Annotated in this window: 24 protein-coding genes; 7 read left to right on the plus strand and 17 right to left on the minus strand. The window is 66.3% G+C overall.

Going from position 1 to position 21,612, the window contains the following annotated elements:
* Positions 1-2: 2 nt before the first annotated feature.
* From AC5JBD_RS08765 to AC5JBD_RS08815, 11 genes are read right to left on the minus strand one after another with little or no spacing between them, the layout of a single operon-like run.
* Complete coding sequence (locus AC5JBD_RS08765; protein ID WP_495721413.1) at positions 3-422, minus strand: secondary thiamine-phosphate synthase enzyme YjbQ; 420 nt, start codon at positions 420-422, stop codon at positions 3-5.
* 24 nt (positions 423-446) lie between these two features.
* The gene (locus tag AC5JBD_RS08770; RefSeq protein WP_495721414.1) at positions 447-1,226 is read right to left on the minus strand and encodes a substrate-binding domain-containing protein; all 780 of its coding nucleotides are present in this window, start codon (positions 1,224-1,226) and stop codon (positions 447-449) included.
* A complete protein-coding gene (locus tag AC5JBD_RS08775) occupies positions 1,223-2,164 on the minus strand; it encodes a PQQ-dependent catabolism-associated beta-propeller protein (RefSeq protein WP_495721415.1) in 942 nt (313 codons plus the stop codon). Before AC5JBD_RS08775 ends, AC5JBD_RS08770 begins: the two co-directional genes overlap by 4 nt.
* On the minus strand, positions 2,164-2,556 hold the full coding sequence (locus tag AC5JBD_RS08780; protein ID WP_495721416.1) for a c-type cytochrome: 393 nt from the start codon (positions 2,554-2,556) through the stop codon (positions 2,164-2,166). Before AC5JBD_RS08780 ends, AC5JBD_RS08775 begins: the two co-directional genes overlap by 1 nt.
* 4 nt (positions 2,557-2,560) lie before the next feature.
* Positions 2,561-3,463 (minus strand): cytochrome c oxidase assembly protein, encoded by a 903-nt coding sequence (locus tag AC5JBD_RS08785; protein WP_495721417.1) that lies wholly within the window; start codon positions 3,461-3,463, stop codon positions 2,561-2,563.
* Positions 3,451-3,789: a hypothetical protein gene (locus AC5JBD_RS08790; protein WP_495721418.1), complete on the minus strand. Its 339-nt coding sequence runs from the start codon at positions 3,787-3,789 to the stop codon at positions 3,451-3,453. The genes AC5JBD_RS08785 and AC5JBD_RS08790 overlap by 13 nt, the downstream gene beginning before the upstream one ends.
* The gene (locus tag AC5JBD_RS08795) at positions 3,786-4,403 is read right to left on the minus strand and encodes a cytochrome c oxidase subunit 3 (protein WP_495721419.1); all 618 of its coding nucleotides are present in this window, start codon (positions 4,401-4,403) and stop codon (positions 3,786-3,788) included. The genes AC5JBD_RS08790 and AC5JBD_RS08795 overlap by 4 nt, the downstream gene beginning before the upstream one ends.
* Positions 4,403-6,331, minus strand: coding sequence for a cytochrome c oxidase subunit I (gene ctaD / locus AC5JBD_RS08800; RefSeq protein ID WP_495721420.1), 1,929 nt, complete (start codon positions 6,329-6,331; stop codon positions 4,403-4,405). Before ctaD ends, AC5JBD_RS08795 begins: the two co-directional genes overlap by 1 nt.
* Positions 6,328-7,332 carry a cytochrome c oxidase subunit II gene (gene coxB, locus AC5JBD_RS08805; RefSeq protein WP_495721421.1) on the minus strand — a complete coding sequence of 335 codons (1,005 nt, stop codon included), beginning with the start codon at positions 7,330-7,332 and terminating at the stop codon, positions 6,328-6,330. The genes ctaD and coxB overlap by 4 nt, the downstream gene beginning before the upstream one ends.
* On the minus strand, positions 7,329-7,892 hold the full coding sequence (locus AC5JBD_RS08810; RefSeq protein WP_495721422.1) for a c-type cytochrome: 564 nt from the start codon (positions 7,890-7,892) through the stop codon (positions 7,329-7,331). The genes coxB and AC5JBD_RS08810 overlap by 4 nt, the downstream gene beginning before the upstream one ends.
* Complete coding sequence (locus AC5JBD_RS08815) at positions 7,867-9,711, minus strand: methanol/ethanol family PQQ-dependent dehydrogenase (RefSeq protein WP_495721423.1); 1,845 nt, start codon at positions 9,709-9,711, stop codon at positions 7,867-7,869. Before AC5JBD_RS08815 ends, AC5JBD_RS08810 begins: the two co-directional genes overlap by 26 nt.
* A 113-nt stretch (positions 9,712-9,824) precedes the next feature.
* On the opposite strand from AC5JBD_RS08815, the gene AC5JBD_RS08820 reads away from it, so the two are divergent.
* Positions 9,825-11,492, plus strand: coding sequence for an MFS transporter (locus AC5JBD_RS08820; protein WP_495721424.1), 1,668 nt, complete (start codon positions 9,825-9,827; stop codon positions 11,490-11,492).
* Between the two features lie 4 nt (positions 11,493-11,496).
* Here the strand turns inward: AC5JBD_RS08820 and msrB are convergent, their stop codons facing one another.
* A complete protein-coding gene (msrB, locus tag AC5JBD_RS08825) occupies positions 11,497-11,904 on the minus strand; it encodes a peptide-methionine (R)-S-oxide reductase MsrB (protein ID WP_495721988.1) in 408 nt (135 codons plus the stop codon).
* 126 nt (positions 11,905-12,030) lie between these two features.
* Between msrB and AC5JBD_RS08830 the strand changes: the two genes are divergently transcribed.
* Positions 12,031-12,642, plus strand: a complete 612-nt coding sequence (locus AC5JBD_RS08830; protein WP_495721425.1) for a flavodoxin family protein — start codon at positions 12,031-12,033, stop codon at positions 12,640-12,642.
* On the opposite strand, the gene AC5JBD_RS08835 is transcribed toward AC5JBD_RS08830, so the two are convergent.
* Positions 12,639-13,544 (minus strand): iron-containing redox enzyme family protein, encoded by a 906-nt coding sequence (locus AC5JBD_RS08835; RefSeq protein WP_495721426.1) that lies wholly within the window; start codon positions 13,542-13,544, stop codon positions 12,639-12,641. The two genes, AC5JBD_RS08830 and AC5JBD_RS08835, sit on opposite strands and share 4 nt — an antisense overlap.
* 243 nt (positions 13,545-13,787) lie before the next feature.
* Here AC5JBD_RS08835 and AC5JBD_RS08840 point away from each other — a divergent pair, with 243 nt between their 5' ends.
* Genes AC5JBD_RS08840 through accC form a run of 4 tightly spaced genes read left to right on the plus strand, consistent with a single transcriptional unit; the run spans position 13,788 to position 17,402 of the window.
* Positions 13,788-15,032: a cell wall hydrolase gene (locus tag AC5JBD_RS08840; RefSeq protein WP_495721427.1), complete on the plus strand. Its 1,245-nt coding sequence runs from the start codon at positions 13,788-13,790 to the stop codon at positions 15,030-15,032.
* A gap of 57 nt (positions 15,033-15,089) precedes the next feature.
* Complete coding sequence (gene aroQ, locus AC5JBD_RS08845; protein WP_495721428.1) at positions 15,090-15,530, plus strand: type II 3-dehydroquinate dehydratase; 441 nt, start codon at positions 15,090-15,092, stop codon at positions 15,528-15,530.
* Positions 15,531-15,560: 30 nt separating this feature from the next.
* Positions 15,561-16,043: an acetyl-CoA carboxylase biotin carboxyl carrier protein gene (gene accB, locus AC5JBD_RS08850; RefSeq protein ID WP_495721429.1), complete on the plus strand. Its 483-nt coding sequence runs from the start codon at positions 15,561-15,563 to the stop codon at positions 16,041-16,043.
* A gap of 6 nt (positions 16,044-16,049) precedes the next feature.
* Positions 16,050-17,402, plus strand: a complete 1,353-nt coding sequence (gene accC / locus AC5JBD_RS08855) for an acetyl-CoA carboxylase biotin carboxylase subunit (protein ID WP_495721430.1) — start codon at positions 16,050-16,052, stop codon at positions 17,400-17,402.
* Positions 17,403-17,459: 57 nt separating this feature from the next.
* On the opposite strand, the gene AC5JBD_RS08860 is transcribed toward accC, so the two are convergent.
* The 4 genes from AC5JBD_RS08860 to AC5JBD_RS08875 form a co-directional block, all read right to left on the minus strand.
* Positions 17,460-17,729 (minus strand): GlsB/YeaQ/YmgE family stress response membrane protein, encoded by a 270-nt coding sequence (locus AC5JBD_RS08860; RefSeq protein WP_495721431.1) that lies wholly within the window; start codon positions 17,727-17,729, stop codon positions 17,460-17,462.
* 120 nt (positions 17,730-17,849) lie between these two features.
* Complete coding sequence (locus AC5JBD_RS08865) at positions 17,850-18,323, minus strand: hypothetical protein (RefSeq protein WP_495721432.1); 474 nt, start codon at positions 18,321-18,323, stop codon at positions 17,850-17,852.
* Between the two features lie 92 nt (positions 18,324-18,415).
* A complete protein-coding gene (locus AC5JBD_RS08870; protein WP_495721433.1) occupies positions 18,416-19,789 on the minus strand; it encodes a glutamate--cysteine ligase in 1,374 nt (457 codons plus the stop codon).
* A 51-nt stretch (positions 19,790-19,840) separates the two neighbouring features.
* Positions 19,841-20,596 carry a 16S rRNA (uracil(1498)-N(3))-methyltransferase gene (locus tag AC5JBD_RS08875; RefSeq protein WP_495721434.1) on the minus strand — a complete coding sequence of 252 codons (756 nt, stop codon included), beginning with the start codon at positions 20,594-20,596 and terminating at the stop codon, positions 19,841-19,843.
* 96 nt (positions 20,597-20,692) lie between these two features.
* On the opposite strand from AC5JBD_RS08875, the gene ubiA reads away from it, so the two are divergent.
* Positions 20,693-21,604: a 4-hydroxybenzoate octaprenyltransferase gene (gene ubiA, locus AC5JBD_RS08880; protein WP_495721435.1), complete on the plus strand. Its 912-nt coding sequence runs from the start codon at positions 20,693-20,695 to the stop codon at positions 21,602-21,604.
* The last annotated feature ends 8 nt before the right edge of the window (positions 21,605-21,612 follow it).

Consider the following 21,612-nt stretch of genomic DNA (forward strand, 5'->3'; position numbering starts at 1 on the left):
GCTCAATCGCCGATCAGGTGGAGCGCGAGGCTGCGCCGGTGGGGCCGGCGGCGATGCTCGAACAAGTAGATGCCCTGCCAGGTGCCGAGCGCGAGCCGGCCGCCGATCAGCGGTATCGAGAGCTGCACCTGGGTCAGCGCCGCGCGGAGGTGCGCCGGCATGTCGTCGGGGCCTTCGTCATCATGTTCGTACGCGGCGGGATCTTCCGGCGCGATCCGGGCGAAATAGGCTTCAAGGTCGCGCCGCGCGGCCGGCGCCGCATTTTCCTGGATCAGCAGGGAGGCTGACGTGTGGCGGCAGAAGATGGTCAGCAGCCCTTCGCCAAGCTGCTGAGCCTCTACCCAGTCTCTGACGGCGTCCGTTACCTCGTGAAGCCCAGCGCCGGGGCTGGCAAATTCGATCTCGCCTGTCGCCTGTCTCATTCGCCGCTTCAAGCGCGGCACCGGCTATTCCGCAAGGGGAACGCCGTAGCTTTCGAGCAGCTTGCGTACCTCCCCGCTGCGGCGCGACAGCACGTCCTCAACCTCCCGCCGCAGCGGCAGGTCAGCTTTGCGGACCCCCATCGAGACGTCGTAGATCATCGGCAGCTGCGGGCCGTCGAAGGCCGGCGTCACCGGCACGATGCGCAGGGGCACGTCCTGCCGGGCGGCGAAATAGCCGGCGACGGGTCCCCAGACGAAAGCCACGTCTAGCTCGCCCGCCGCGACGGCCTTCATGATCTCCTGCTGCGGCGCAGGCTGGGAATAGTCGCCGTAGATCATGTAGCCGCGGACGTTTTCGACGATGCCGCGCCGCGCGAGGGAATGGGCCGGCGGTGTGTTGGAGCCGTCATCGCCGATCAGCTGAACGCCGATCGCGAGATCCTTCAGGCGCGGGTCGTCGAACGAGGCGATGTCGAGGCTCCGATCCGCGCGCGTCACCGCCACATAGGTCGAGCGGTAATAAGGGCGGCTGGTGCCGAGCATCTCCAGGCTGCTGCCGATCCCGGGTATGAGGTCGCAGGCACCTTCGTTGAGCGTCTCGCGCACGTTGCCCCGCCGCTGCGCCCACCAGGAATAGCTGACCTTCGCGCCCAGATCCTTCGCGATCAGCTCGACCAGCTTGTTCTCGAACCCTTCGCCGGCTGCGTTGGAGAAGGGCAGGTTGTTGGGATCGGCGCAGACGCGCAGCTCGCGCTGCGGCTGCTGCGCGGCAGCCAGGGCGGCGGCGATCAGCATCCAGCTCATGGCGCCGCGACGATCCCCCAAGGCTTGCCGCCGAGCTTCACCGTGCCGAGCGGCTTGTTGGCGACGATATCGATGGCGCTCATGTCGCCGGTTAGGCCGTTGGCGGTGTAGAGCCGTGCCTCGTCGGGCGAGAGCGCGAGGTTCCAGGCGCGCCAGCCGACCGGGTAGGTGCGGATGAGCGTAAAGCGCTTCGGGTCAACCTCCGCCACCAGTCCTGCGCGGCCGAGCGCTACGAAGGCGCGGCTGCCGTCTTGGGTGAAGGCGATGCCGACAGGCTGCACGATCCGATCGGGCGGGTTGTCCTTGCCGAGCGGCTGGAAGTCGATCTTGCCGAGCGGCTTGCGCGTCGCCGCGTCGAACATGGTGACGGTGGCGCGGATCTCCGACGACACCCAGAATTGCTTCCCGTCCGGCGTGAAGGCGACGTAGCGCGGCCGCGTATCCACCAGCAGATTGTCGATCACCTCGCCGGTCGCGGCATCGACGACATGGGCCATGCTGGCGCTCTCGGAAGTCTGGACGACCAGTTTGCCGTCGGGGCTGACGGCGGTGCCTTCCGGTTCGCCGCCGACCTGAATTTCCTCGATGATCCTGCGCCCCTCCAGGTCGACCACGGACAGCAGATTGTCGTCCTCGTTAGCCGCGTAGAGGCGCTTGCCGTCGGGCGAGACGGCGAAGGTCTCCGGGTCGGGACCAGAAGGAATGTGACCGGTGATCGTGCCGGTGGCGACGTCCACCATGGCGACTCGATTGTCCTTGCTCACCGCCACCAGCAGGCTGCGCCCGTCGAGCGACAGGACCATCCCGCGCGGACCGTTGCCGATCCTGATCGGTGCCCGCTCCTTCATCGTGTCTACGTCGATCACATGGACGACATTAGCCTCTTCGTTGGAGACGTAGATGGTGCCGGTCAGCAGGAGGGCGAGGAGGGGGTGCATCAGCTGTTCGTATAGAGGAAGGCGGCAATGTCCCGTGCATCGGCGGGCGTGACGTCGAGGTCGGGCATCGCGGTCCCCGGTGCGACCTTCTGCGGCTCGGAAATCCACAGCATCAGGTTGGATGGCTTGTTCTCGAGCCGGCCGCCGATGATGGCGCGGGCGCCGACGCCGCTGAGCGGCGGGCCGACCAGGCCGCTCGCCTGCGGCACCCCGCTAATCGTATGGCATCCGCCGCAGCCGTAGCGGCCGAAGGCGAGCTTGCCGCGCGCGACATTGCCGCCAGTGATCGCCTCCGCCCGCTCCTGAAGGTCGTGCTTCTCATAGCGATATTCGGCGAACACGGCCGTGCCCGCGGCAAGAGTGAGCCCGAGGGCCGCCAGGGGCCAGATCATCGTCTTATTCCGCCGCGACCGCATGGCGCTCCTCGCCGGCCTTCAGCCATTTGTAGAAGAAATAGATCGCCGCTGCGGCGTGGAAGAAGCCGCCCGGTATCCACATCAGCAGGCCGGCAAGCTGTTGGTCCTCGACCGGCGTGAGGCCGATCGGCGTCATCCCCATCGCGGCATAGCCTGCGTACCAGGGGCTCGAGGAGAGCGCCATCAGCGCGCCCAGCGCGCCGCCAATCATGGAGGTCAGGAAGAGGCACAGCGCCGAGACTCCGAAGCCCTGACGGCCGGCGCGGCCGTGCGCCATCGCCCACCAGAAGAGGAGGGCGGTGATCACGAAGGAGAGATGCTGGGCGATGTGCCAGCCATTGCTCGCCAGCGCCCGGTCGAACAGCGACGGGACGTGCCACAGCCAGATGGCCAGGCCTTGCAGCGCGGTGGCGATGAACGGGTTGGTGAGGGAGCGCCACGCGGCCGTCGCCCAGCCGGCGCGGCCGATGCCGGCGAGCGCCTGGCGCTGCGTGGGCGGGAATGCCCAGAGCATCGCCGCGCCGGGCCTTGAGAGGACCAGCAGCAGGGCTGCCGGCAGCATGATCACCTCATGCTCGATCATGTGCATGGTGAAGGAGCGCTCGCCCGCCTCGTGCAGTGGCGAGACAAGGGCCGCGGCGAGCGTCAGCCAGCCGGCGGCGAACAGCAGCCCGTCCTTCCTCAGAGCCGGGCGCCCGAGGTCGGAGCGTCGCCAGAGCCGCGAAAAACCGAGCGCATAGAGGAGGACGCCGAGAAGCAGCGGACCGGTCACCCAGAGGTCGAAGGTCCAGCTCGAGGTCTCTTCATGCGGCCCGACATGCGCCGCCGCCGGGGCCGCGGCCACGAGAAGGGCGAGGGCGGCGAGGCCCTTCATGCGAGGCATTGCGGGATGATGAAGCCCGCCGCGGTCTGGAACAGGATCGCGATCGAGAGCAGCGCGCCGAGCATTGCGCTGAGCAGCGCGAGGAAGCGGCGCGCCTCGCTTTCGGTCTCGGCGCGGCGCCACACCTTGAGCGCCAGAAGCGCCCCACCCAAAGCCAGGCCGAGACCGAGCAGACCGAGCAGGCCGACGACCCACCACTCGCCGAGATCGCAGCGGTCCTGGACGAGGTTCGATCCGATCTGCTGGGTCAGGAACCATCCCGTGGCCGCGCCGATGATCCCGGCCCAGGGCAGCATCAGCTCGATCGCTTTGCGGCGCTCGATCATGCCACCCACCGCGGCAGCCAGTAGATCATCAGGTAGATGGGCAGCCAGAGCAGCCACACGAAGCGCCAATACATGGCGTTCTCGGCGACATCGACGAACCGGCGCCCCTCGAAACCATGCTTGGTGAACATCAAGGCCGCCAGCACCGCGGTGTCGACCCAGTCGGTGAGGAAATGAACGAGGTGCAGGAGCAGTAGCGCCCAAAGGATTGAGCCATAGGCATTGTCGGTCCACCAGACGTTGAGCGAGGCGAACTCGAAGCCGCGCAGCACCATCAGCAGCACCCCGATGCCGACGATGATCAGCAGCCCGGTCCGCACCTTGCGGATCTCGCCCTTTTCCGCCGCGCGCTTCAACATCGTGTTCGGGATCTCGCTCAGCAGGATGATCAAGGTGAACAAGGTTCCGGCGAGGAGGCCCGGCGGGTCGACCGGCTCGGGCGGCCAGCCCTGCTCCTGGTTCATCAGGAAGAAATAGGAGGCGAAGGTCAAAGCGAAGGCGGCGCCTTCGATCAGGAAGAAGGCGACGACGCCCCACCAGGTGAGGCTGCGATGCCCGAACGCATGGGTCGGCAGCTTGGCCAGGTCGCCCGAAAAAAGCGGCTCCCGCAGCATCAGTCGATTACCGGCTCGGGCTGAAGGCTACTCTCTTTCGGCCAGAACCAGGCGATCAGCGCGACCGCGATCGGCACCGCCCCGATCGCCACCGCCCAGGGTGTGAAGATCGAGGAGATGAGCATCGCCGCGGTCACGACCGCGGCGACGAAGGGCCAGATCGTCGGCGCGGCCGACGGTTCGCGCACGTCGGGCGTGGCATCGATGACGGTGGTCAGCAATTGTTCGCGGTCGTCGACGCGCAGCCCCGTCATCACGGGCAAACGCTCGCGATCGTCCCACAACGGGGTGCGGCCGGCGACGAGCGGGATGTGCGGGAAATTATAGGGCGGCGGCGGCGAGCTGGTCGCCCACTCGAGGCTTGCCGAATCCCAGGGGTTCGCGCCCGCCACTTTGCCGCGGCGAAGCGATACGAAGACGTTGGCGAGGAACAGGATGCCGCCCAGCGCAAGCACGGCTGCGCCAGCGCTGGAAAGCAGGTTCAGCCCCTCCCAGCCCATCCCGGCCGGATAGGTGTAGACCCGCCGCGGCATCCCGATCATGCCGGTGATGTGCATCGGGAAGAAGGCGAGGTTGAAGCCGCCGAACAGCAGCCAGAAGGCGGTCTTGCCGAGGCCTTCCGACATCATCCGCCCAGTGATCTTCGGAAACCAATAATGGATGACGCCGAGCAGCGGGAACACCGCTCCGCCGATCAGCACGTAATGGAAATGGGCGACGATGAAATAGGTGTCGTGGAGCTGGAGGTCGAGCGGCACGCTGGCGATCATGACGCCGGAAAGGCCGCCGATCACGAACGTGACGATGAAGGCGACGACGTAAAGGAGCGGCGTCGCAAATCGCGGCCGCCCGTCCCACATGGTCGCGATCCAGCAGAAGATCTGGATGGATGCGGGAATGGCCACCGCCATCGTGGCGGCGGTGTAGAATGAATAGCCGAGCCGCGGCAGGCCAGTCGCGAACATGTGGTGGACCCAGACCCCGAAGGCGAGCAGGCCGGTGCCGATCAGCGCCAGCACCATCACCGGATAGCCGAATACCGGCCGCCGACAGAAGGTCTCGACGATCTGGCTGACGAAGCCGGTCGCCGGCAGGAAGATGATGTAGACCTCCGGATGGGCGAAGAACCAGAATAGGTGCTGCCAGAGCAGCGCGTCGCCATGCTCGAACGGATTATAGAAATGCGTGCCGACGAGCCGGTCCGAGATCAGGAAGCTGGAGGCGAGCGCGACCGCCGGCATCGACAGGATGATCATGATCGACGTAACGAGGATCGCCCAGATGTAGAGCGGCATTCGGCTGAGGCTCATCCCGGGCGCCCGCAGCTTCAGGATCGTGGCAACGAGCTCGACCGCTACGGCGAGCGCCGCGATTTCGGTGAAGGTCACCATCTGCGCCCAGATGTCGGTGCGCTTGCCCGGCGAGAATTCGGGGCCGGAAAGCGGCACGTAGGTGAACCAGCCCGCGTCCGGACCGACGTTGAGGACGAACGACACCCACAGTAGCAGCGCGCCGGCGAGATAGGTCCAGTAGCTGAAGGCGTTGAGGCGCGGGAAGGCGATGTTGCGGGTGCCCACCATCAGCGGCACGAAATAGACGGCGAACGCTTCCATCACCGGCACGGCGAAGAGGAACATCATCGTCGTGCCGTGCATGGTGAAGATCTGGTTGTAGCGGTCTGGGCTGATCAGCCCGCTTTCTGGCCGCGCCAGCTGCAGCCGCATCGCCATGGCGAGCGCGCCGCCCAGCACCAGGAAGATCATCGCCGTGACGATGTAGCGCCGGCCGATATCCTTGTGGTCGACCGTGGTCAGCCAGCCCCAGAAGCCGGGCTCCCGCTTCCAGGTGCGATGGAGCCGGGCATGCAGCTGCTCGCCGCACAGCAGCTCGCCGTCGCGCGGCAGCTCCTGGCCGGAGAGCACGGTCATTTCAGCGTCTCCAGATAGGCGACGATCGCGTGCAGCTCCTGTGGCTCAAGGCCGATATAAGGCATGTAATTGCCGGGCTTGGCGCCCTGCGGATCGGCGATCCAGGCGTAGAGATGGCCGCGGCTCATGGGGAACGTCCCGGCGCCGATCGAGCGGCGGCTGGCGATATGAGTTAGATCAGGCGCGATCTGGCCGCTGGCGGGCGTGCCGGTGATGTTGTGGCAGACGCTGCATTCGCGGCCGGTCACGTAATTGTATCCGGCGAGGGTGAGGGGGGTCGTCGGTTCGGGCGGCGGCGCCAGCTGCGCCCTGCGCCACGCCTGGAACTCGGCCGGGCTCTCCACGGTCACGTCGAGCGCCATATGGGCATGCTGGGTGCCGCAATATTCGGCGCATTCGCCCCGGAACACGCCCTCCTCGGTGGGCAGCAGAAGGATGTCGGTCACGCGGCCCGGGATCAGGTCCTGCTTGCCGGCGAGGTTCGGCACCCAGAAGCTGTGGATCACGTCGTTCGACTTGAGCGTGATATGCACCGGCACGCCCGCCGGCAGGTGGAGCTCGTTGGCGGTGCGGACGATATTGCCGGGGATTGCGTCCTGATAGGTCACGTCCCACCACCATTGATTGGCGGTGAGCTCGATCTGGATCGCCTTGTCCGGCGCCGCGCGGCCCCAGCTGCGGTCGGTGAGGAAGCTCGCGAGCGTCAGTCCGAACAGGCCCGACACGACCAGGATCATCCACCCGGCCAGCGCGGTGCCGAGCGCGCCGTCGCGGCTCTTCCCTTCGTCCGGCAAGCCGTCCTGCCTCCTGCCGCGGCCGCGGAAGATGGCAGCGACGAGGAAGCCGATCACCAGCAGGTAGAAGATGCCGCAGACGACGAGGAAAATCTGGAACAGGATCGCGAAATCGCGGCCGTGGACCCCGTCGCCGCCCATCACCGACTGAACACCGTCGCAGCCGGCGAGAAAGATGAAGAGGAGCGCGGCCCCCGCGCGTCTCACTGACTGGTGCCCTGGACGGCAGCAGCGGACGAATCCCGCACCGGCTGCCGCTCCTGTAGCGTCAGGGGCTCGGTGTTGCTCATCTCGTCGGCGCGCGCGGGCAGCGCATCCTGGCGCGGCTGGGCCGAGAGCGAGCGGACGAAGGCGGCGAGCTGCCAGGCCTGCTGCTCCGTCACCTTGCCGCGGAAGGAGGGCATGCCGTTCGGCCGCCCCTCGATCACCGTGGAGACGATCTGCGGCATCTCGCCGCCATAGCGCCACTGGTCGTCCATCAGCGGCGGGCCCATGCCGCCGCCGCCATGGGCGTGGCAGCCGACGCAGTTCATCCAGCTGAACAGCCGCTGCCCCTGCGCAATGTGAAAGGCGTTGTTCTCATATTCCGCCGAGCGCGGGTCCGGCCGCCCCGGCACCGGCGCGCCGGCATAGAGGGTGCTGGTGACGGAGCTGCCCGGCGCCGTCTCCGGCAGCGGCTTGCCGCGCGATTCCCGCTCCTCCCGGTCGCAGCCGGCCAGGGCGAGCGCGATTAGGGCGAGGCTAGCGAGTGGGAAGCGCGAAGACATAGAGCATCCCTCCGGCCGTGGTCTTCTGCGGCAGGTCGCGCGTCGCGTTGACGAAGCCCAACGCGCCGGTCGGGTCGCGCGGGTCGAGGTTGTTGGCGACGATCGCTCCCGCCCAGCCGCCGACGCCGGCCAGCACGGCGATATATTGGCGATTGCCGACGCGGTAGCTGATCGGCTGGCCAATGATCCCGGAGCCCGCCTTGAACCGCCACAGCAGCTTGCCGTTGGTCGCGTCGATCGCTTTGAACCAGCCGTCCATGGTGCCGTAGAAAACCACGTCGCCCGCCGTCGCGAGGGCGCCGCTCCACAAGGGCAGATCCTCCTTGATCCGCCAGGCGGCGCGGCGGCGCACCGGGTCCCAGGCGGTGAAGACGCCGCGATTGCCGCCCGGCCCCGCATACATCTTCACGTCCATGCCGATATAAGGCGTGCCGGAGATGTAGTTGGCCTCCATCGCGCCCATGTCCTGGCACAGGTTGATGTGCGGCACGTAGAGGAGGCCGGTGCGGGGGCTGAATGCGGAGGGGTTCCAGTCCTTGGCGCCTGGCGAGGCCGGGCAGACGCCGCGGATCACACGGCCGACCTTGGGCTCCTTCTCCTTGACCGGAATCAACCGCCCCGTTTTGAGGTCCACGCCCTTGGCGCTGTTGATGAAGCTGTAGGGGTCGGCCGAGAGCACCTGTCCGGTCGCCCGGTCCTGGACATACATGTAGCCGTTGCGGCCCGGGCGAACCATCACCGCCCGCATTCGTCCGTTCACCGGCATGTCGAGCAGGATCTGCTCGTTGATGTCGTCATGGTCGTAAAGGTCATGCGGCGAGGATTGGTAGAACCAGCGCGCTTGGCCCGTACGCACGTCGCGCGCGAACACTCCGGCGGTCCACTTGTTGTCGCCGGGCCTTTGCTCCGGGTTCCAGGGGCCGGGATTGGACGTGCCGTAATAGATGAGCTGAAGCTTCGGATCGTAGCTGATCCAGCCCCAGACCGTGCCGCCGCCCATCTTCCAGGCACCCGGCGGCCAGCTCTTGACGCCGAGATCCTTGCCGCGATCCATCGCGTAAAAGGGCTTGAAGCCGGGCCCGATCAGCACGTCCTTGTCCGGACCCGTGTTGAACGCCTTCCAGGCGATCCGGCCGGAGCCTGCGTCGAGGGCCGTGATCCAGCCGCGAACGCCCATCTCGCCGCCGGAATTGCCGACCAGCACCTTCCCGTCCGCCACCAGCGGCGCCATCGTGATGGTCTCGCCCTTGTTGATGTCGCCGAGCTTGGTCTCCCAGATGCGGCGCCCGCTGTTCGCGTCGAGCGCGATGGTCCGGCCGTCCAGCGTGTTGAAGAAGATGCGCCCGCTCGCATAGGCGGCGCCCCGGTTGACGACGTCGCAGCAGGCGACGCCCTGCGCCGCCGACAGCGGCTTGGGCTTGTACGTCCACTTGGTCGGCGCACCCGGCTTCGTCAGGTCGAGCGCGTAGACGATGTTGGGGAAGGGGGTGACGATATACATCGTCCCGCCCACCACCAATGGCGCCGCCTCATGCCCCTTCGCAATACCCGTCGAGAAGGTGAAGGCGAGGCCGAGATTGCGGACGTTCGCGCGGTTGATCTGCGTCAGGGAGGAGTAGCGCGTGCTCGCATAATCCTTGGCGGGCATGGCCCATTGGCCATCGTCCCGCGGCCAGGCGGATGCGGCAGGTCGCGCCTTTGTTGCCGTCTGCGCAACAGCGGGCTGAACGCCAAGGAGGAACAGGAGAAGGACGCCTGCCAAGCCTGTCCGGAACCGCTCGGCGCCTTTCGACTTCACGCGATGGTCGAGCAATCGCATTCCCCCATGTTGTAGCAAAGCTGTCACAGCCTGAGGGGCGGTTCAAACGAAATGTGTGTTGCGGCGGGGCGACTTAGCTGATCTGGATCAAGCGAGGACGAAGCGGGGGACAGATGGCCACCATCGAACAGAACGGACGACCTGAATCTCCTCGAGGCCAGAGCGAGAAGCTGGTCATCGCCGCCTCATCGATCGGCACGGTGTTCGAGTGGTACGATTTCTACCTCTACGGACTGCTCGCCACGATCCTTTCGGCGCAATTCTTCTCGGGCGTGAACGAGACGACAGGCTTCATTTTCGCGCTCGCGGCATTTGCGGCCGGCTTCGCGGTGCGGCCCTTCGGCGCCATCCTGTTCGGGCGCATCGGCGATATCGTCGGGCGCAAATACACGTTCCTGGTGACGATGGGGATCATGGGCGTCGCCACTTTCGCGGTCGGCCTGCTGCCGAGCTACGCTACGATCGGGGTCGCGGCGCCTGTCCTGCTCGTGCTCCTGCGGCTGCTCCAGGGGCTGGCGGTAGGCGGCGAATATGGCGGTGCTGCAACCTATGTCGCGGAGCACGCGCCGAACGGAAAGCGCGGCCTCTATACGAGCTTCCTCCAGACGACGGCGACGCTCGGCCTGTTCGCCGCCTTGCTGGTGGTGATCGGCATCCGCACGGCGCTTGGCGAGGAGGCCTTCGCCGACTGGGGCTGGAGAATTCCGTTTCTCAGCTCAATCCTGCTGCTGGCCGTGTCGCTGTGGATCCGCATGCAGCTCGACGAGAGTCCGGTCTTCCGGAAGATGAAAGAGGAGGGCACGACGACGAAGGCGCCCCTCACCGAGGCATTCGGCAAGTGGTCGAACCTGAAGCTCGTCGTGATCGCCTTGTTCGGCGCGATCGCGGGGCAGGCCGTGGTCTGGTACACTGGCCAGTTCTATTCGCTGTTCTTCCTCGAGAAGATGATGAAGGTGGATGCAGTTACCACCAATGTCATGATCGCCGCCGCGCTGGCGATCGGCATGCCGTTCTTCATCCTGTTCGGCTGGCTGTCCGACCGGATCGGTCGCAAACCGATCATCCTGGCCGGCTGCGCTCTCGCCGCCCTCACCTACTTTCCGCTCTTCGACGCATTGTCCAAGGCGGCCAATCCGGAGCTTCATGCGGCGCAAGCGAGCGCGCCGGTGAGCGTGATCGCGGATCCTGAAGACTGCTCGGTCCAGTTCGACCCGATCGGCCGGAACAGGTTCGACGCGCGCTCATGCGATATCGCCAAATCCTTTTTGTCGAAGGCGGGCATCAGCTACACGAATGTGGAAGCAGCTCCCGGGACGCTCGCCCAACTTCGAATCGGCAACACGATCATTCCCGCGGTTGATCCGGCCACCGCTAGCGGTTTCGCACGAGCGGATGCGATCAAGACCTTCCAGGCCGAAGCCAATGCTGCCTTAAAGGCAGTCAACTATCCGGACAAGGCGGACCCTGCACGCATCAACAAGCCGCTCGTGATCCTGATCCTGACGATCCTCGTCCTCTATGTGACGATGGTCTACGGACCGATCGCGGCCTTGCTGGTCGAGCTGTTCCCGGCACGCATCCGCTACACCTCAATGTCGTTGCCTTATCATATCGGCAACGGCTGGTTCGGCGGCTTCCTGCCGACCACCGCCTTCGCAATGGTCGCCGCCACCGGCGACATCTATTACGGCCTCTGGTATCCGATCGTCGTGGCCGCGATCACGGTCGTGGTGGGCCTGCTGTTCCTGCCGGAGACCCGCCGGCGCGACATTGAGGCGTGACGTCTCAGCGCTGCGGGATGTCGGCTTCGGTGTCGTAGAACTCCATGGCCACCGAATTCAGGCAGTAACGCTGGAAGGTCGGCGCGGGGCCGTCCGGGAAGACATGGCCGAGATGGCTGTCGCACCGCGCGCAGCGAATCTCGGTGCGGACCATGCCGTATTTCCGGTCCTCGATCTCGCTGATGTGATCGGGATCATAGGGTTCGGTGAAGCTCGGCCAGCCGGTGCCGGATTCGAACTTCGCGCCCGACTTGAAGAGCGGCAGGCCGCAGAGGCGGCAGGCATAGACGCCATGGCTCTTGTTGTTGAGCAGGGTGCCGCAGAAGGCGCGCTCGGTGCCGTGGTCGAGCAGCACGTCGCGCTCCTCTGGAGTGAGGTCGGCCGCCAGGCGGTCGCGCTCGACGATGCTCAGCGGCGCGACGTCATAGCCCGAAGCGGAGGTGCGGCTTTCGCGGATGTCGGTCACGGTGCGTCTCCTTGGCTGGTCCTCACAAGATAGGTTGCCTAAGGCGTCGGCGCCACCATGCGGGAGATGCCGATGAAAGCCCTGTTCCTGAGCTGCACCCTCAAGGCCTCGCCCGCTCCGTCCAACACGGAGGCGCTCTGCCAGGTGCTGGTCCGCCAGTTCGAGCAGGAGGGGGTGACGAGCGAGATCGTCCGCCTGGTCGACTACAATGTGAAGCCCGGCGTCAAATCGGACGAGGGGGAGGGCGACGACTGGCCCTTCATCCGCGAGAAGATCCTGGCCGCCGACATCCTCGTCATGGCCACCCCCACCTGGCTGGGCCAGCATTCCAGCGTCTGCCAGCGCGCGCTCGAGCGGATGGATGCGATGCTCTCGGAGATGAAGGAGGACGGGCGTCCGATCGCCTTCGACAAAGTGGGCGGCGTCGTCATCACGGGGAATGAGGACGGCGCCCACCACATCGTCGCCTGCGTCAGCCAGCCGCTGATCGACATCGGCTTCACCATCCCGCCGCAGAGCTGGACCTATTGGCATCTCGGCCCCGGCCCGGGTCCCGATTACCGCGACACGGACGAAGGCCATGAATGGTCCGACCGCACCGGCCGCAACGCAGCCCGCAATCTCGCCGCCGTCGCACGGGCGCTGAGGGCGATGCCCCTGCCGCAGCAGGAAAGCTCGGGCTAGGGCTTGCGCCACAGCTCCGCGCGATAGCGCTCGAAGCAGCGCGCGCCGCATTTGAGGCGGATCAGCGCGCCCTCGGCGATCGCGGTCGCTCGGCGCGGATCCTCCTCGACCAGCGGGCGCAGCGCTTCCCGGTTCCAGTCTTCGCTATGCTTGATGTCGAGCGTCGAATGGAGCGCGAAATAGAGCCGCTCCTTGCCCGACATGCCAAGCCGGCGAAGCCCCTCCGCGGTGGCGGCGGCGCGATCCGGCGCGGTCAGTTCGATCGCTCCGAGCGCCCCGACCGAGTGCCACGCATAGCGCCGGGTCGTCGCCATCGCCGTCATCGCATTGGCGAGTGCCAGGCTTTCCCACGCCGTGGCTTCGATCCGCGGTTGAGCCCCAAGCGTCTCCACCAGCGCATCGAGCATCGGACCGTGCATGCCCTTGGCGGTGCCGCGGCCCATCTCGTCCCAATAATTGCGGGCAAGCTCCAGCTTCGCCTGCGTCGGGAACTTCACCTGCGTCATCGCGACGAGATCGTCGAAGCCCGCTTCGCCGGCGGCCTCCTGCTCCAGGAACCAGCGCATCTCGTCCAGCGTGGCCTGCTCCGCGATCCACGGGAAAAGCGGATCGCCCTGACCGGGACCGACCTCCTTGAGCGCCTCGAACCAGGCTATGAAGCCGTCGACATTCGTGGGTGCGGTGGCGGCCTCGTCGGCGATTTCGGTGCGCAGCTCCTCGATGAAGCCGCCCTCCAGGCGCTGCATCCGCAGATCTCGTTCCAGATCCTTCTGCCAGTCGGCATGGGGGAAAGCGGGTGCGAGCCGCTCATGATTCCAGTGGGCGAGGGCGCGCTGAAAGCTGTCGGAGAGGAATTGCGGCGCCCCCGCCGACATGTCGGAGGGGCGGAGCTCGGTGGCCATGAATGAATCTCTTGCGTAACGGTCTGTTCCACCGTCAACCCGCCGCTCGCGCTGCGGTTCCTGCGAAGCCGTTGAAGGTGGGGCTGTTTTGCCTACATACAGGTTAGTGTGGTAAAGAACGAGCCACGGGGGAGGCTTGATTCCCGGCTCGGACCAGCTTTCCAGGACAACCGGTAGACCGACGTACGGTTGTCAGAAAAACCGCACCGGCTTATGGGGCGCGGCCGATTTTCGGAGTATTTGATGACGACTGACACCTTGCGGATGCCAGCCTTGCCGAACTTCGCGCGCAAGCACGGAATCACTTCGATCGTGCTGTTCACCGTCCTCGCACTGAACCTGTTCGCGGGGATCAGCCTGATGGGCCTGAACGTGACGCAGGGCCGCGCCGTTGCCCGCGTCACGCCGAACCTCACCGGCGAGGTCGCCAAGCTCGCTCCCGCAGTCGATCCCCTTCAGTTCCGCTCTGACGTGGCGCCGCAGGATGCGCTCGCGATCAACGCCTCGGTGCCGATCGTGGACGGCCCCAACCCCGCCGCCAAGTCCTTCAAGCTACTTGCGGCAAGCGATATCGACCGGATGCGCTCCGTCGACTGCCTCACGCAGGCGATCTACTATGAGGCCGCGACCGAGCCGGACGACGGCAAGCGCGCGGTCGCCCAGGTCGTGCTGAACCGCGTCCGCCACCCCGCCTATCCGAACAGCGTCTGCGGCGTCGTCTATCAGGGTTCGCAGCGGGCGACCGGTTGCCAGTTCACCTTCACCTGCGACGGCTCGCTCGCCCGCGCGCCGATGGCGCCCTATTGGCAGCGCGCCCGCGCGATCGCGCAGGAAGCACTCGCCGGCAAGGTGTTCGCGCCGGTCGGTTGGGCGACCCATTATCACACCAACTGGGTCGTTCCGTACTGGAGCTCCAGCCTGGCGAAGGTTGCCAATGTCGGCACCCACATCTTCTATCGCTGGACCGGGGGATGGGGTCGCGGGCCCGCCTTCACCAGTCGCTATGCCGGCTCGGAGCCCGACGTGAGTGCCCTTGGCCGCAAGTCGGCGGCGGCGGTGGAGATGGCGGCCGAGCTGAAGCCCGAGGACATGACTCCGGAGCAGCTGGCGGCGGCCGAGAAGGCGCCGGACGGCACCGCTCTCCCGCCGAGCAGCGCCGACAGCTTCCAGCGCGCGGTCCTGCGCCGCTACGAGCCGATGCCGGGCGCCGCGGTGAAGTCGCTGCTCGCTTCGCAGGCCCGCAGCGCCGACAAGGCCTATTCTTCCACTCACGTCTGGGCGATGAGCGGCGTGGCCAAGGCCGCGCAGCCGCTCGGCAAGCCCGTCGGCGAGGCTGCCAAGGCGCTCGGCGTCGGCAGCGCGAAGGCGATCGGCGTCGCCAGTGCTGCTTCAGTCGCCAAGCCTGCCGAGGCGAAGCCGGCTCAGCCGCAGGCGCTCGATGGCGTCCGTCGTGCGGAGAAGGAAGTCCAGGGGCCGCCGAAGAGCTGAGGCTTTCCGCCGAGACCCGGCCGCCATATAGGACGCCCTTTCGCAGCAAGGGCAGCCATGGCGGCGCAACCTCTGATCTTCGTCCTCAACGGACCCAATCTCAACCTGCTCGGCACCCGTGAACCTGAGATCTACGGTTCCGATACGCTCAATGACATTGCCGCCGCGCTCGACGAGCGCGCGCGCGAGCTCGGCCTGCGGGTCGACGTCCGCCAGTCCAATCATGAGGGGCATTTGATCGACTGGCTGCATGAGGCGCAGGCGGCGGGGGCGAAGGCGGTGATCCTCAATGCAGGCGGCCTCACCCACACGTCGGTTGCGCTCCACGATGCAGTAAAGGCGATCACGACCCCCGTGATCGAGGTCCATCTCTCCAATCCGCAGGCACGCGAACCCTTTCGCCGCCGTTCCTATGTCGCCGCGGCCGCGCGGGGCTCCGTCACCGGCTTCGGCCCGCTCGGCTATCAGCTTGCGCTGGACGCCGCCGCTCGTCTCTGACAGAGCCCCGCCCAACAGGGAATTGGTTCTATGAACAATGAGAAAAGCGACGCCGAGGGTGCGCTGCAGGTCGATACCGACCTGGTGCGGCAGCTCGCGCAGATGCTGAACGAGAGCGATCTTTCCGAGATCGAAGTGCAGGACGGCGCCCGGCGTATCGTCGTAAAGCGCAAGCTCGCCGCACCGGGGCCTGCCGCGCCGGCGCCTGTCTATCATGCCGCGCCGGCCGCTCCTGCTGCCGCCCCGAGCTCGGCCGCCGAGGCGCCCGCGGGAGATCATCCGGGCGCGGTGAAATCTCCTATGGTCGGCACGGTCTATCTGGCGGGGCAGCCGGGCGCGAAGCCGTTCGTCCAGCCCGGCGCCAAGGTCAGTGCCGGCGATACTTTGCTGATCGTCGAGGCGATGAAGGTGATGAATCCGATCACCGCCCCCCGCGCCGGCACGGTCAAGCAGATCCTGGTCCAGGACGCCCAGCCCGTCGAGTTCGATCAGCCGCTCGTCATTGTCGAGTAAGGCGGCATGTCGATCAAGAAAGTCCTGATCGCCAATCGCGGCGAGATCGCGCTCCGCATCCACCGCGCCTGCCATGAAATGGGCATCAAGACCGTCGCGGTGCACTCGACCGCCGACACCGACGCGATGCACGTCCGCCTCGCTGACGAAGCGATCTGCATCGGCCCGCCGCCGGCGGCGGAGAGCTATCTCAACATCCCCAACATCATCTCGGCCGCCGAGATCGCCCATGCGGACGCGATCCACCCGGGCTACGGCTTCCTCTCCGAGAATGCCCGCTTCGCCGAGATCGTCGAGCTCCACAACATCATCTGGATCGGCCCCAAGCCAGAGCATATCCGCACGATGGGCGACAAGGTCGAGGCAAAGCGCACTGCCGCCAAGCTCGGCCTGCCGCTCGTCCCCGGCTCGGATGGACCGGTCGAAGGGGTAGAGGAGGCGAGGGCGGTCGCGAAGGAGACCGGCTATCCCGTCCTGATCAAGGCCGCTTCGGGCGGCGGCGGCCGCGGCATGAAGGTTGTGCGCTCCGAGGACGAGCTCGAGAGCCAGATCATGCAGGCGCGCTCGGAGGCGAAGAACGCGTTCGGCGACGACACCGTCTATATGGAGAAGTATCTCGGCAATCCGAGGCACATCGAGTTTCAGGTGTTCGGCGACGGCAACGGCAAGGCCGTGCATCTCGGCGAGCGTGACTGCTCGCTCCAGCGCCGCCACCAGAAAGTGCTCGAGGAGGCGCCCTCGCCCGTCATCACCGCAGAAGAGCGCGAGCGGATGGGCGCGATCGTCGTCAAGGCGATGGCCGGCATGGGCTATCGCGGTGCCGGCACGATCGAGTTCCTCTACGAGAATGGCGAATTCTACTTCATCGAGATGAACACCCGGCTGCAGGTCGAGCATCCGGTGACCGAGATGATCACCGGCATCGATCTGGTGCGCGAGCAGATCCGCATTGCCTGCGGCGAGGGCCTCAGCTGCGAGCAGGACCAGATCGAATTTCGCGGGCATGCCATCGAGTGCCGCATCAACGCCGAGGACCCGAAGACCTTCGCGCCGTCTCCCGGCACGGTGAAGAACTATGTCGCCCCCGGCGGGATGCATGTCCGCGTCGATAGCGGCCTCTACGGCGGCTATAAGGTGCCGCCTTATTACGACAGCATGATCGCCAAGCTGATCGTCTACGGCACCACTCGTGAGCGCTGCATCATGCGCCTCAAGCGTGCGCTCGAGGAATATGTGATCGACGGCATGAAGACCACGATCCCCCTCCACCAGAAGCTGATCGAGGACCCGGAATTCCGCGCCGGCGACTATACGATCAAGTGGTTGGAGGAATGGCTGGCGCGAGACGAGCAGGCCTGAAACGAAAGAAGCCCCGGCGTTTCCGCCGAGGCTTCTCGAAGCGAAAGCCTGAACTGCTTACCGCACACGGCCGCGGCGGAAGAGGTTGACGATCGCGAGCAGGATGATCGCACCGAGCAGCGCGACGAGCAGCGTGCGGAAATCGAGCGAGCCGCTCAAGAGGTTGCCGCCGCCGATCAGCGGGCTGAGCAGCAGGCCGCCCAAGAGCGAGCCGACGATGCCGACGACGATATTCAAAAGGATGCCCTGCTGGGCGTCCGTGCGCATGACAATGCTGGCCAGCCAGCCGATAATGCCGCCCACGACCAGTGCAATGATCAGACCCATGGCGTTTCTCCTGTTACTCCACAAACCGAGCTGTTTCGGCTGCGGTCTGAACGGAAAGACGCTCAAGCGGGCGGGATGTTCCGGAAATTGCGGTGGAATGGGCGGGACGCGCCGCCCGGTTCAACGGGCGCGGCTGTAAGCGAGCTGTGTGCGGCGCTGCGGCGGCGGCGTGTCGCAGCTCTTGAAATAGAGATGCGAGATGAAGAAGCAGAGGCTGATCGTGTGGCAGAGATTGTCCAGCCCCTCGCAATAATAGACGCTGAGCGGGAGTAGGCCGACCAGGATGTGCCGGAAGATCGACTCGCGCATGCGGGCGGTCTGCCGCCCGAGCGAGGAAGAGGCTTGGCGGTATGCCGCGCGGCGGATCAGATCCATCACCAGCAGCCACAGCGCAGCGGCGAGCAGGTCGATGAAGATGCCGTCGTTCATGCCCTTCGACGCGATCGTGAGGGCGACGCCGGCCAGATAGAAGGCGACGGTGCCGTTGAGGCACTCGATCGCGAGACGCCATTGATCGACGCCGAAATGCTGGTTCACCCAGCCGGTCAGCGGCGTGTAGACTTTTTCGATGATGGCGGTGTCGAACGGCGTCATGGAACGAGGTTAATGACGAGATCGCCTTGCTAGAAAATGAAAAAGTTCCCGAGGCCGCAAATTTTATCCCACCTGTGTCGGGATTGCAGCGGTCAGAAGCTCATCTCGTCATAGATATGGCTGACATCGCCCTGCCATTCGCCGCGATAGCGCTCGAGCAGCAGCTCCGCAGGCGATGAGCCGCGGGCGAGGATGTCGCGCAACGGATCGAGGAAGCCGCTCTCATTGTCGCCGGCTAGGTTGGTGGCGGCGCGGGCATTGAGACCGGCTTCGGCAATGGCGAGAATGCGGGCGCCGAGCTGCTGCAGCGTCTCGCCGCCCGGAACCTCCGCCTTGAGGGCGAGCTTCGGCACGCTGTCACGGAGATGCTGGCGCTCTTCCAGCGTCCAGTGCTTGACCTCGTCCCAAGCGGCGTCGAGCGCGGTCTGGTCGTAGAGCAGGCCGACCCACAGCGCGGGAAGCGCGCAGATACGGCTCCAGCGGCCGCCGTCCGCGCCGCGCATCTCGAGGAAGCTCTTGAGCCGCACTTCCGGAAAGGCGGTCGAGAGATGATCGTTCCAGTCGGACAGGAGCGGCTTCTCGCCGGGGAGAGCGGGTAGGCGGCCCTCCATGAAGGAGCGGAACGACATGCCAGCCGCGTCGATATATTTGCCGTCGCGGAAGACGAAATACATCGGCACGTCGAGGGCGTAGTCGACATAGCGTTCGTAGCCGAAGCCTTCCTCGAACACGAAGGGGAGCATGCCGGTGCGGGCGGGGTCGGTGTCCGACCAGATGTGGCTGCGATAGGACAGATAGCCGTTCGGCCGCCCCTCGGTGAAGGGTGAGCTGGCGAAGAGAGCGGTGGCGAGCGGCTGGAGCGCGAGGCCGACGCGGAATTTCTGCGCCATGTCCGCTTCGGAGGCGTAATCGAGGTTCACCTGGATGGTGCAGGTGCGCAGCATCATGTCGAGGCCCAGCGTGCCGACCCTTGGCATGTGGCGGAGCATGATCGCGTAGCGGCCCTTCGGCATCACCGGCAGGTCCTCGCGCTTCTTGTCCGGCCACATGCCGAGCCCGAGAAAGCCGAGGCCGAGCCGGTCGCCGACCGCCTTGACCTGTTCGAGATGTCGCCCGGCCTCGGCGCAGGTCAGATGGAGATGCTCGAGCGGAGCGCCGGAAAGCTCGAGCTGGCCGGCCGGCTCGAGGCTGACATTGCCGTCCGGGCCGGAGAGAGCGATGACGTTGCCGTTCTCGACGACCGGCTGCCAGCCATAGTCGGTGAGGCCCATGAGCAGGTCGCGGATGCCGCCGGGCTCGTCATAGCTCGGGGCCCTATGATCGGCGAGGCGAAAGACGAATTTCTCGTGCTCGGTCCCGATCCGCCACCTGTCCTTCGGCTTCTCTCCCCCCGCGAACGGGCGCAGGAGATCGTCCCGGCTCTCAATTGGGGGATCGAAGCGGGCTGTGTCGGTCCGGGTCGTCATCGCGCGCGCAATAGCGAGGTGGCGGAAGCGCTGCCAGTCGGTTTCAGAGGGCTACCGAGTGGAGTGGAGACCCCAATCGCCGGCTGCCGCCATCCACAGCGAAAGCGCAGCGATAGCGGCGGTATCCGCACGCAGGATGCGAGGGCCGAGCGAAACGGCCTTTGCCTGCGACACGGAGCGGATCAGCGCCCGCTCCGCATCGGTGAAGCCGCCTTCAGGACCGATCAAAATGGCCGCGGGTCCGGATGATGCCGCTTCGATCATAGGCGCGCCGCCAGCCTCGTCGGCGAACAGGAGAGTGCGCTCGGCAGGCCAGGATTTGAGCAAGCTCTCGAGCTTCTGCGGCTCGGCCAATTCGGGAAGAGCAGTGCGGTCGCATTGCTCGGCGGCTTCGATGGCGTGCGCGAGAAGGCGCTCGTCCTTGACCCGATCGACGATCGTGCGACTTGTGATCACAGGGACGAGGCGTGCCACGCCGAGCTCGGTCGCCTTTTCGACCAGCCAGTCGATCCGGCCTCGCTTGATCGGCGCAAAGAGCAGCCAGAGGTCGGGCACCGGCTCGCGCGGGCGGAGATGGCGAACGATCCGGAGGGCGACGCGCTTTCTTCCCGCTTCGACAATCTGGCCGAGCCATTCCCCGGTGCGGTTGTCGAACAGCTTCACCTGCGCATTCGGGCCGAGGCGCAGCACGTTCGCTAGGTAATTGGCCTGCGCTCCTTCCAAGATCAGCGACGAGCCGTCGGAAAGCGTCTCCTCGACATAGAGGCGGGGAAGGCTGGCGGGCGGCCAGGCAGGGGTAGCGGGCATCCTCGCCCACTAGCCGTTCGTGTCGAGCGAAGTCGAGACATGCCCCGCGCTCAGGCGCTTCTCGACTTCGCTCGAAGCGAACGGGTAGGGGAGCCCATGGTCGAGCAAATGGATATCGTCCCGGACAGCGAGCGGCGCGGGCTGATCGGTGCGCTCCCCGGAGCGCTGCGGCCTTATGCCTCGCTCATGCGGCTCGACCGGCCGATCGGGGCGTGGCTGCTCTTCTGGCCGTGCGCGTGGAGCGTCGCGCTGGCCGGTATGGGTTCTGAGGGGCCGGCTCTCATCCTCTGGTTGGGCCTCGGCGCCTTCGCGATGCGGAGCGCGGGCTGCGTCTATAACGATATCGTCGATCGCGACCTTGACAAGCAGGTCGAGCGGACGCGCCTGAGGCCGCTCGCCAGCGGCCGCGCGCCGCTCTCTGGCGCATGGGCGTTGCTCGTGGGGCTGAGCCTGATTGGCCTGATCGTGCTGCTCCAGCTTCGCCCGACGGCGCAGATCGTCGCACTTGCCAGCCTTGCGCCCGTCGCCGCCTACCCGTTCATGAAGCGGATCACCTGGTGGCCGCAGGCATGGCTCGGCATTGTCTTCTCCTGGGGAGCCCTGGTTGGCTGGCCGGCTGTGACGGGGGAGCTGGAGCTGACGGCTCTGCTGCTGTGGGGAGGCTCGGTCGCCTGGGTCATCGGCTACGACACCATCTACGCCCTCCAGGATCGGGAGGACGACGCCTTGGTCGGCGTAAAATCGTCCGCCCGCGCCTTGGGATCGAAGGTGAAGCCGGGCGTGCTCGCCTTCTATCTGATCGCGCTGGCGCTCTGGGCGGCGGCGATCTGGCAGGAGCGGGCGGACTGGCTCGGGCTCGCCGCATTGCTGCCGATGGCGCTCCACCTCATTTGGCAGGTCGCGGCCCTCAAGCCGGACGACGGCGCGGATGCGCTCGCCAAGTTTCGCTCGAACCGTTTGGCGGGCCTGCTGATGTTCCTTGCCTGCCTTGTCGTAGGCACCAGCTAGGCCTTCTC

The organism is Allosphingosinicella sp., from assembly GCF_059502505.1.

Bases quoted from the DNA above. Each gene is read 5' to 3' on its own strand.
- AC5JBD_RS08765 (WP_495721413.1), bottom strand. From the start codon at position 422: ATGAGACAGGCGACAGGCGAGATCGAATTTGCCAGCCCCGGCGCTGGG.
- AC5JBD_RS08770 (WP_495721414.1), bottom strand. From the start codon at position 1,226: ATGAGCTGGATGCTGATCGCCGCCGCCCTGGCTGCCGCGCAGCAGCCG.
- AC5JBD_RS08775 (WP_495721415.1), bottom strand. From the start codon at position 2,164: ATGCACCCCCTCCTCGCCCTCCTGCTGACCGGCACCATCTACGTCTCC.
- AC5JBD_RS08780 (WP_495721416.1), bottom strand. From the start codon at position 2,556: ATGATCTGGCCCCTGGCGGCCCTCGGGCTCACTCTTGCCGCGGGCACG.
- AC5JBD_RS08785 (WP_495721417.1), bottom strand. From the start codon at position 3,463: ATGCCTCGCATGAAGGGCCTCGCCGCCCTCGCCCTTCTCGTGGCCGCG.
- AC5JBD_RS08790 (WP_495721418.1), bottom strand. From the start codon at position 3,789: ATGATCGAGCGCCGCAAAGCGATCGAGCTGATGCTGCCCTGGGCCGGG.
- AC5JBD_RS08795 (WP_495721419.1), bottom strand. From the start codon at position 4,403: ATGCTGCGGGAGCCGCTTTTTTCGGGCGACCTGGCCAAGCTGCCGACC.
- ctaD (WP_495721420.1), bottom strand. From the start codon at position 6,331: ATGACCGTGCTCTCCGGCCAGGAGCTGCCGCGCGACGGCGAGCTGCTG.
- AC5JBD_RS08810 (WP_495721422.1), bottom strand. From the start codon at position 7,892: ATGTCTTCGCGCTTCCCACTCGCTAGCCTCGCCCTAATCGCGCTCGCC.
- AC5JBD_RS08815 (WP_495721423.1), bottom strand. From the start codon at position 9,711: ATGCGATTGCTCGACCATCGCGTGAAGTCGAAAGGCGCCGAGCGGTTC.
- AC5JBD_RS08820 (WP_495721424.1), top strand. From the start codon at position 9,825: ATGGCCACCATCGAACAGAACGGACGACCTGAATCTCCTCGAGGCCAG.
- AC5JBD_RS08830 (WP_495721425.1), top strand. From the start codon at position 12,031: ATGAAAGCCCTGTTCCTGAGCTGCACCCTCAAGGCCTCGCCCGCTCCG.
- AC5JBD_RS08835 (WP_495721426.1), bottom strand. From the start codon at position 13,544: ATGGCCACCGAGCTCCGCCCCTCCGACATGTCGGCGGGGGCGCCGCAA.
- AC5JBD_RS08840 (WP_495721427.1), top strand. From the start codon at position 13,788: ATGACGACTGACACCTTGCGGATGCCAGCCTTGCCGAACTTCGCGCGC.
- aroQ (WP_495721428.1), top strand. From the start codon at position 15,090: ATGGCGGCGCAACCTCTGATCTTCGTCCTCAACGGACCCAATCTCAAC.
- accB (WP_495721429.1), top strand. From the start codon at position 15,561: ATGAACAATGAGAAAAGCGACGCCGAGGGTGCGCTGCAGGTCGATACC.
- accC (WP_495721430.1), top strand. From the start codon at position 16,050: ATGTCGATCAAGAAAGTCCTGATCGCCAATCGCGGCGAGATCGCGCTC.
- AC5JBD_RS08860 (WP_495721431.1), bottom strand. From the start codon at position 17,729: ATGGGTCTGATCATTGCACTGGTCGTGGGCGGCATTATCGGCTGGCTG.
- AC5JBD_RS08865 (WP_495721432.1), bottom strand. From the start codon at position 18,323: ATGACGCCGTTCGACACCGCCATCATCGAAAAAGTCTACACGCCGCTG.
- AC5JBD_RS08870 (WP_495721433.1), bottom strand. From the start codon at position 19,789: ATGACGACCCGGACCGACACAGCCCGCTTCGATCCCCCAATTGAGAGC.
- AC5JBD_RS08875 (WP_495721434.1), bottom strand. From the start codon at position 20,596: ATGCCCGCTACCCCTGCCTGGCCGCCCGCCAGCCTTCCCCGCCTCTAT.
- ubiA (WP_495721435.1), top strand. From the start codon at position 20,693: ATGGTCGAGCAAATGGATATCGTCCCGGACAGCGAGCGGCGCGGGCTG.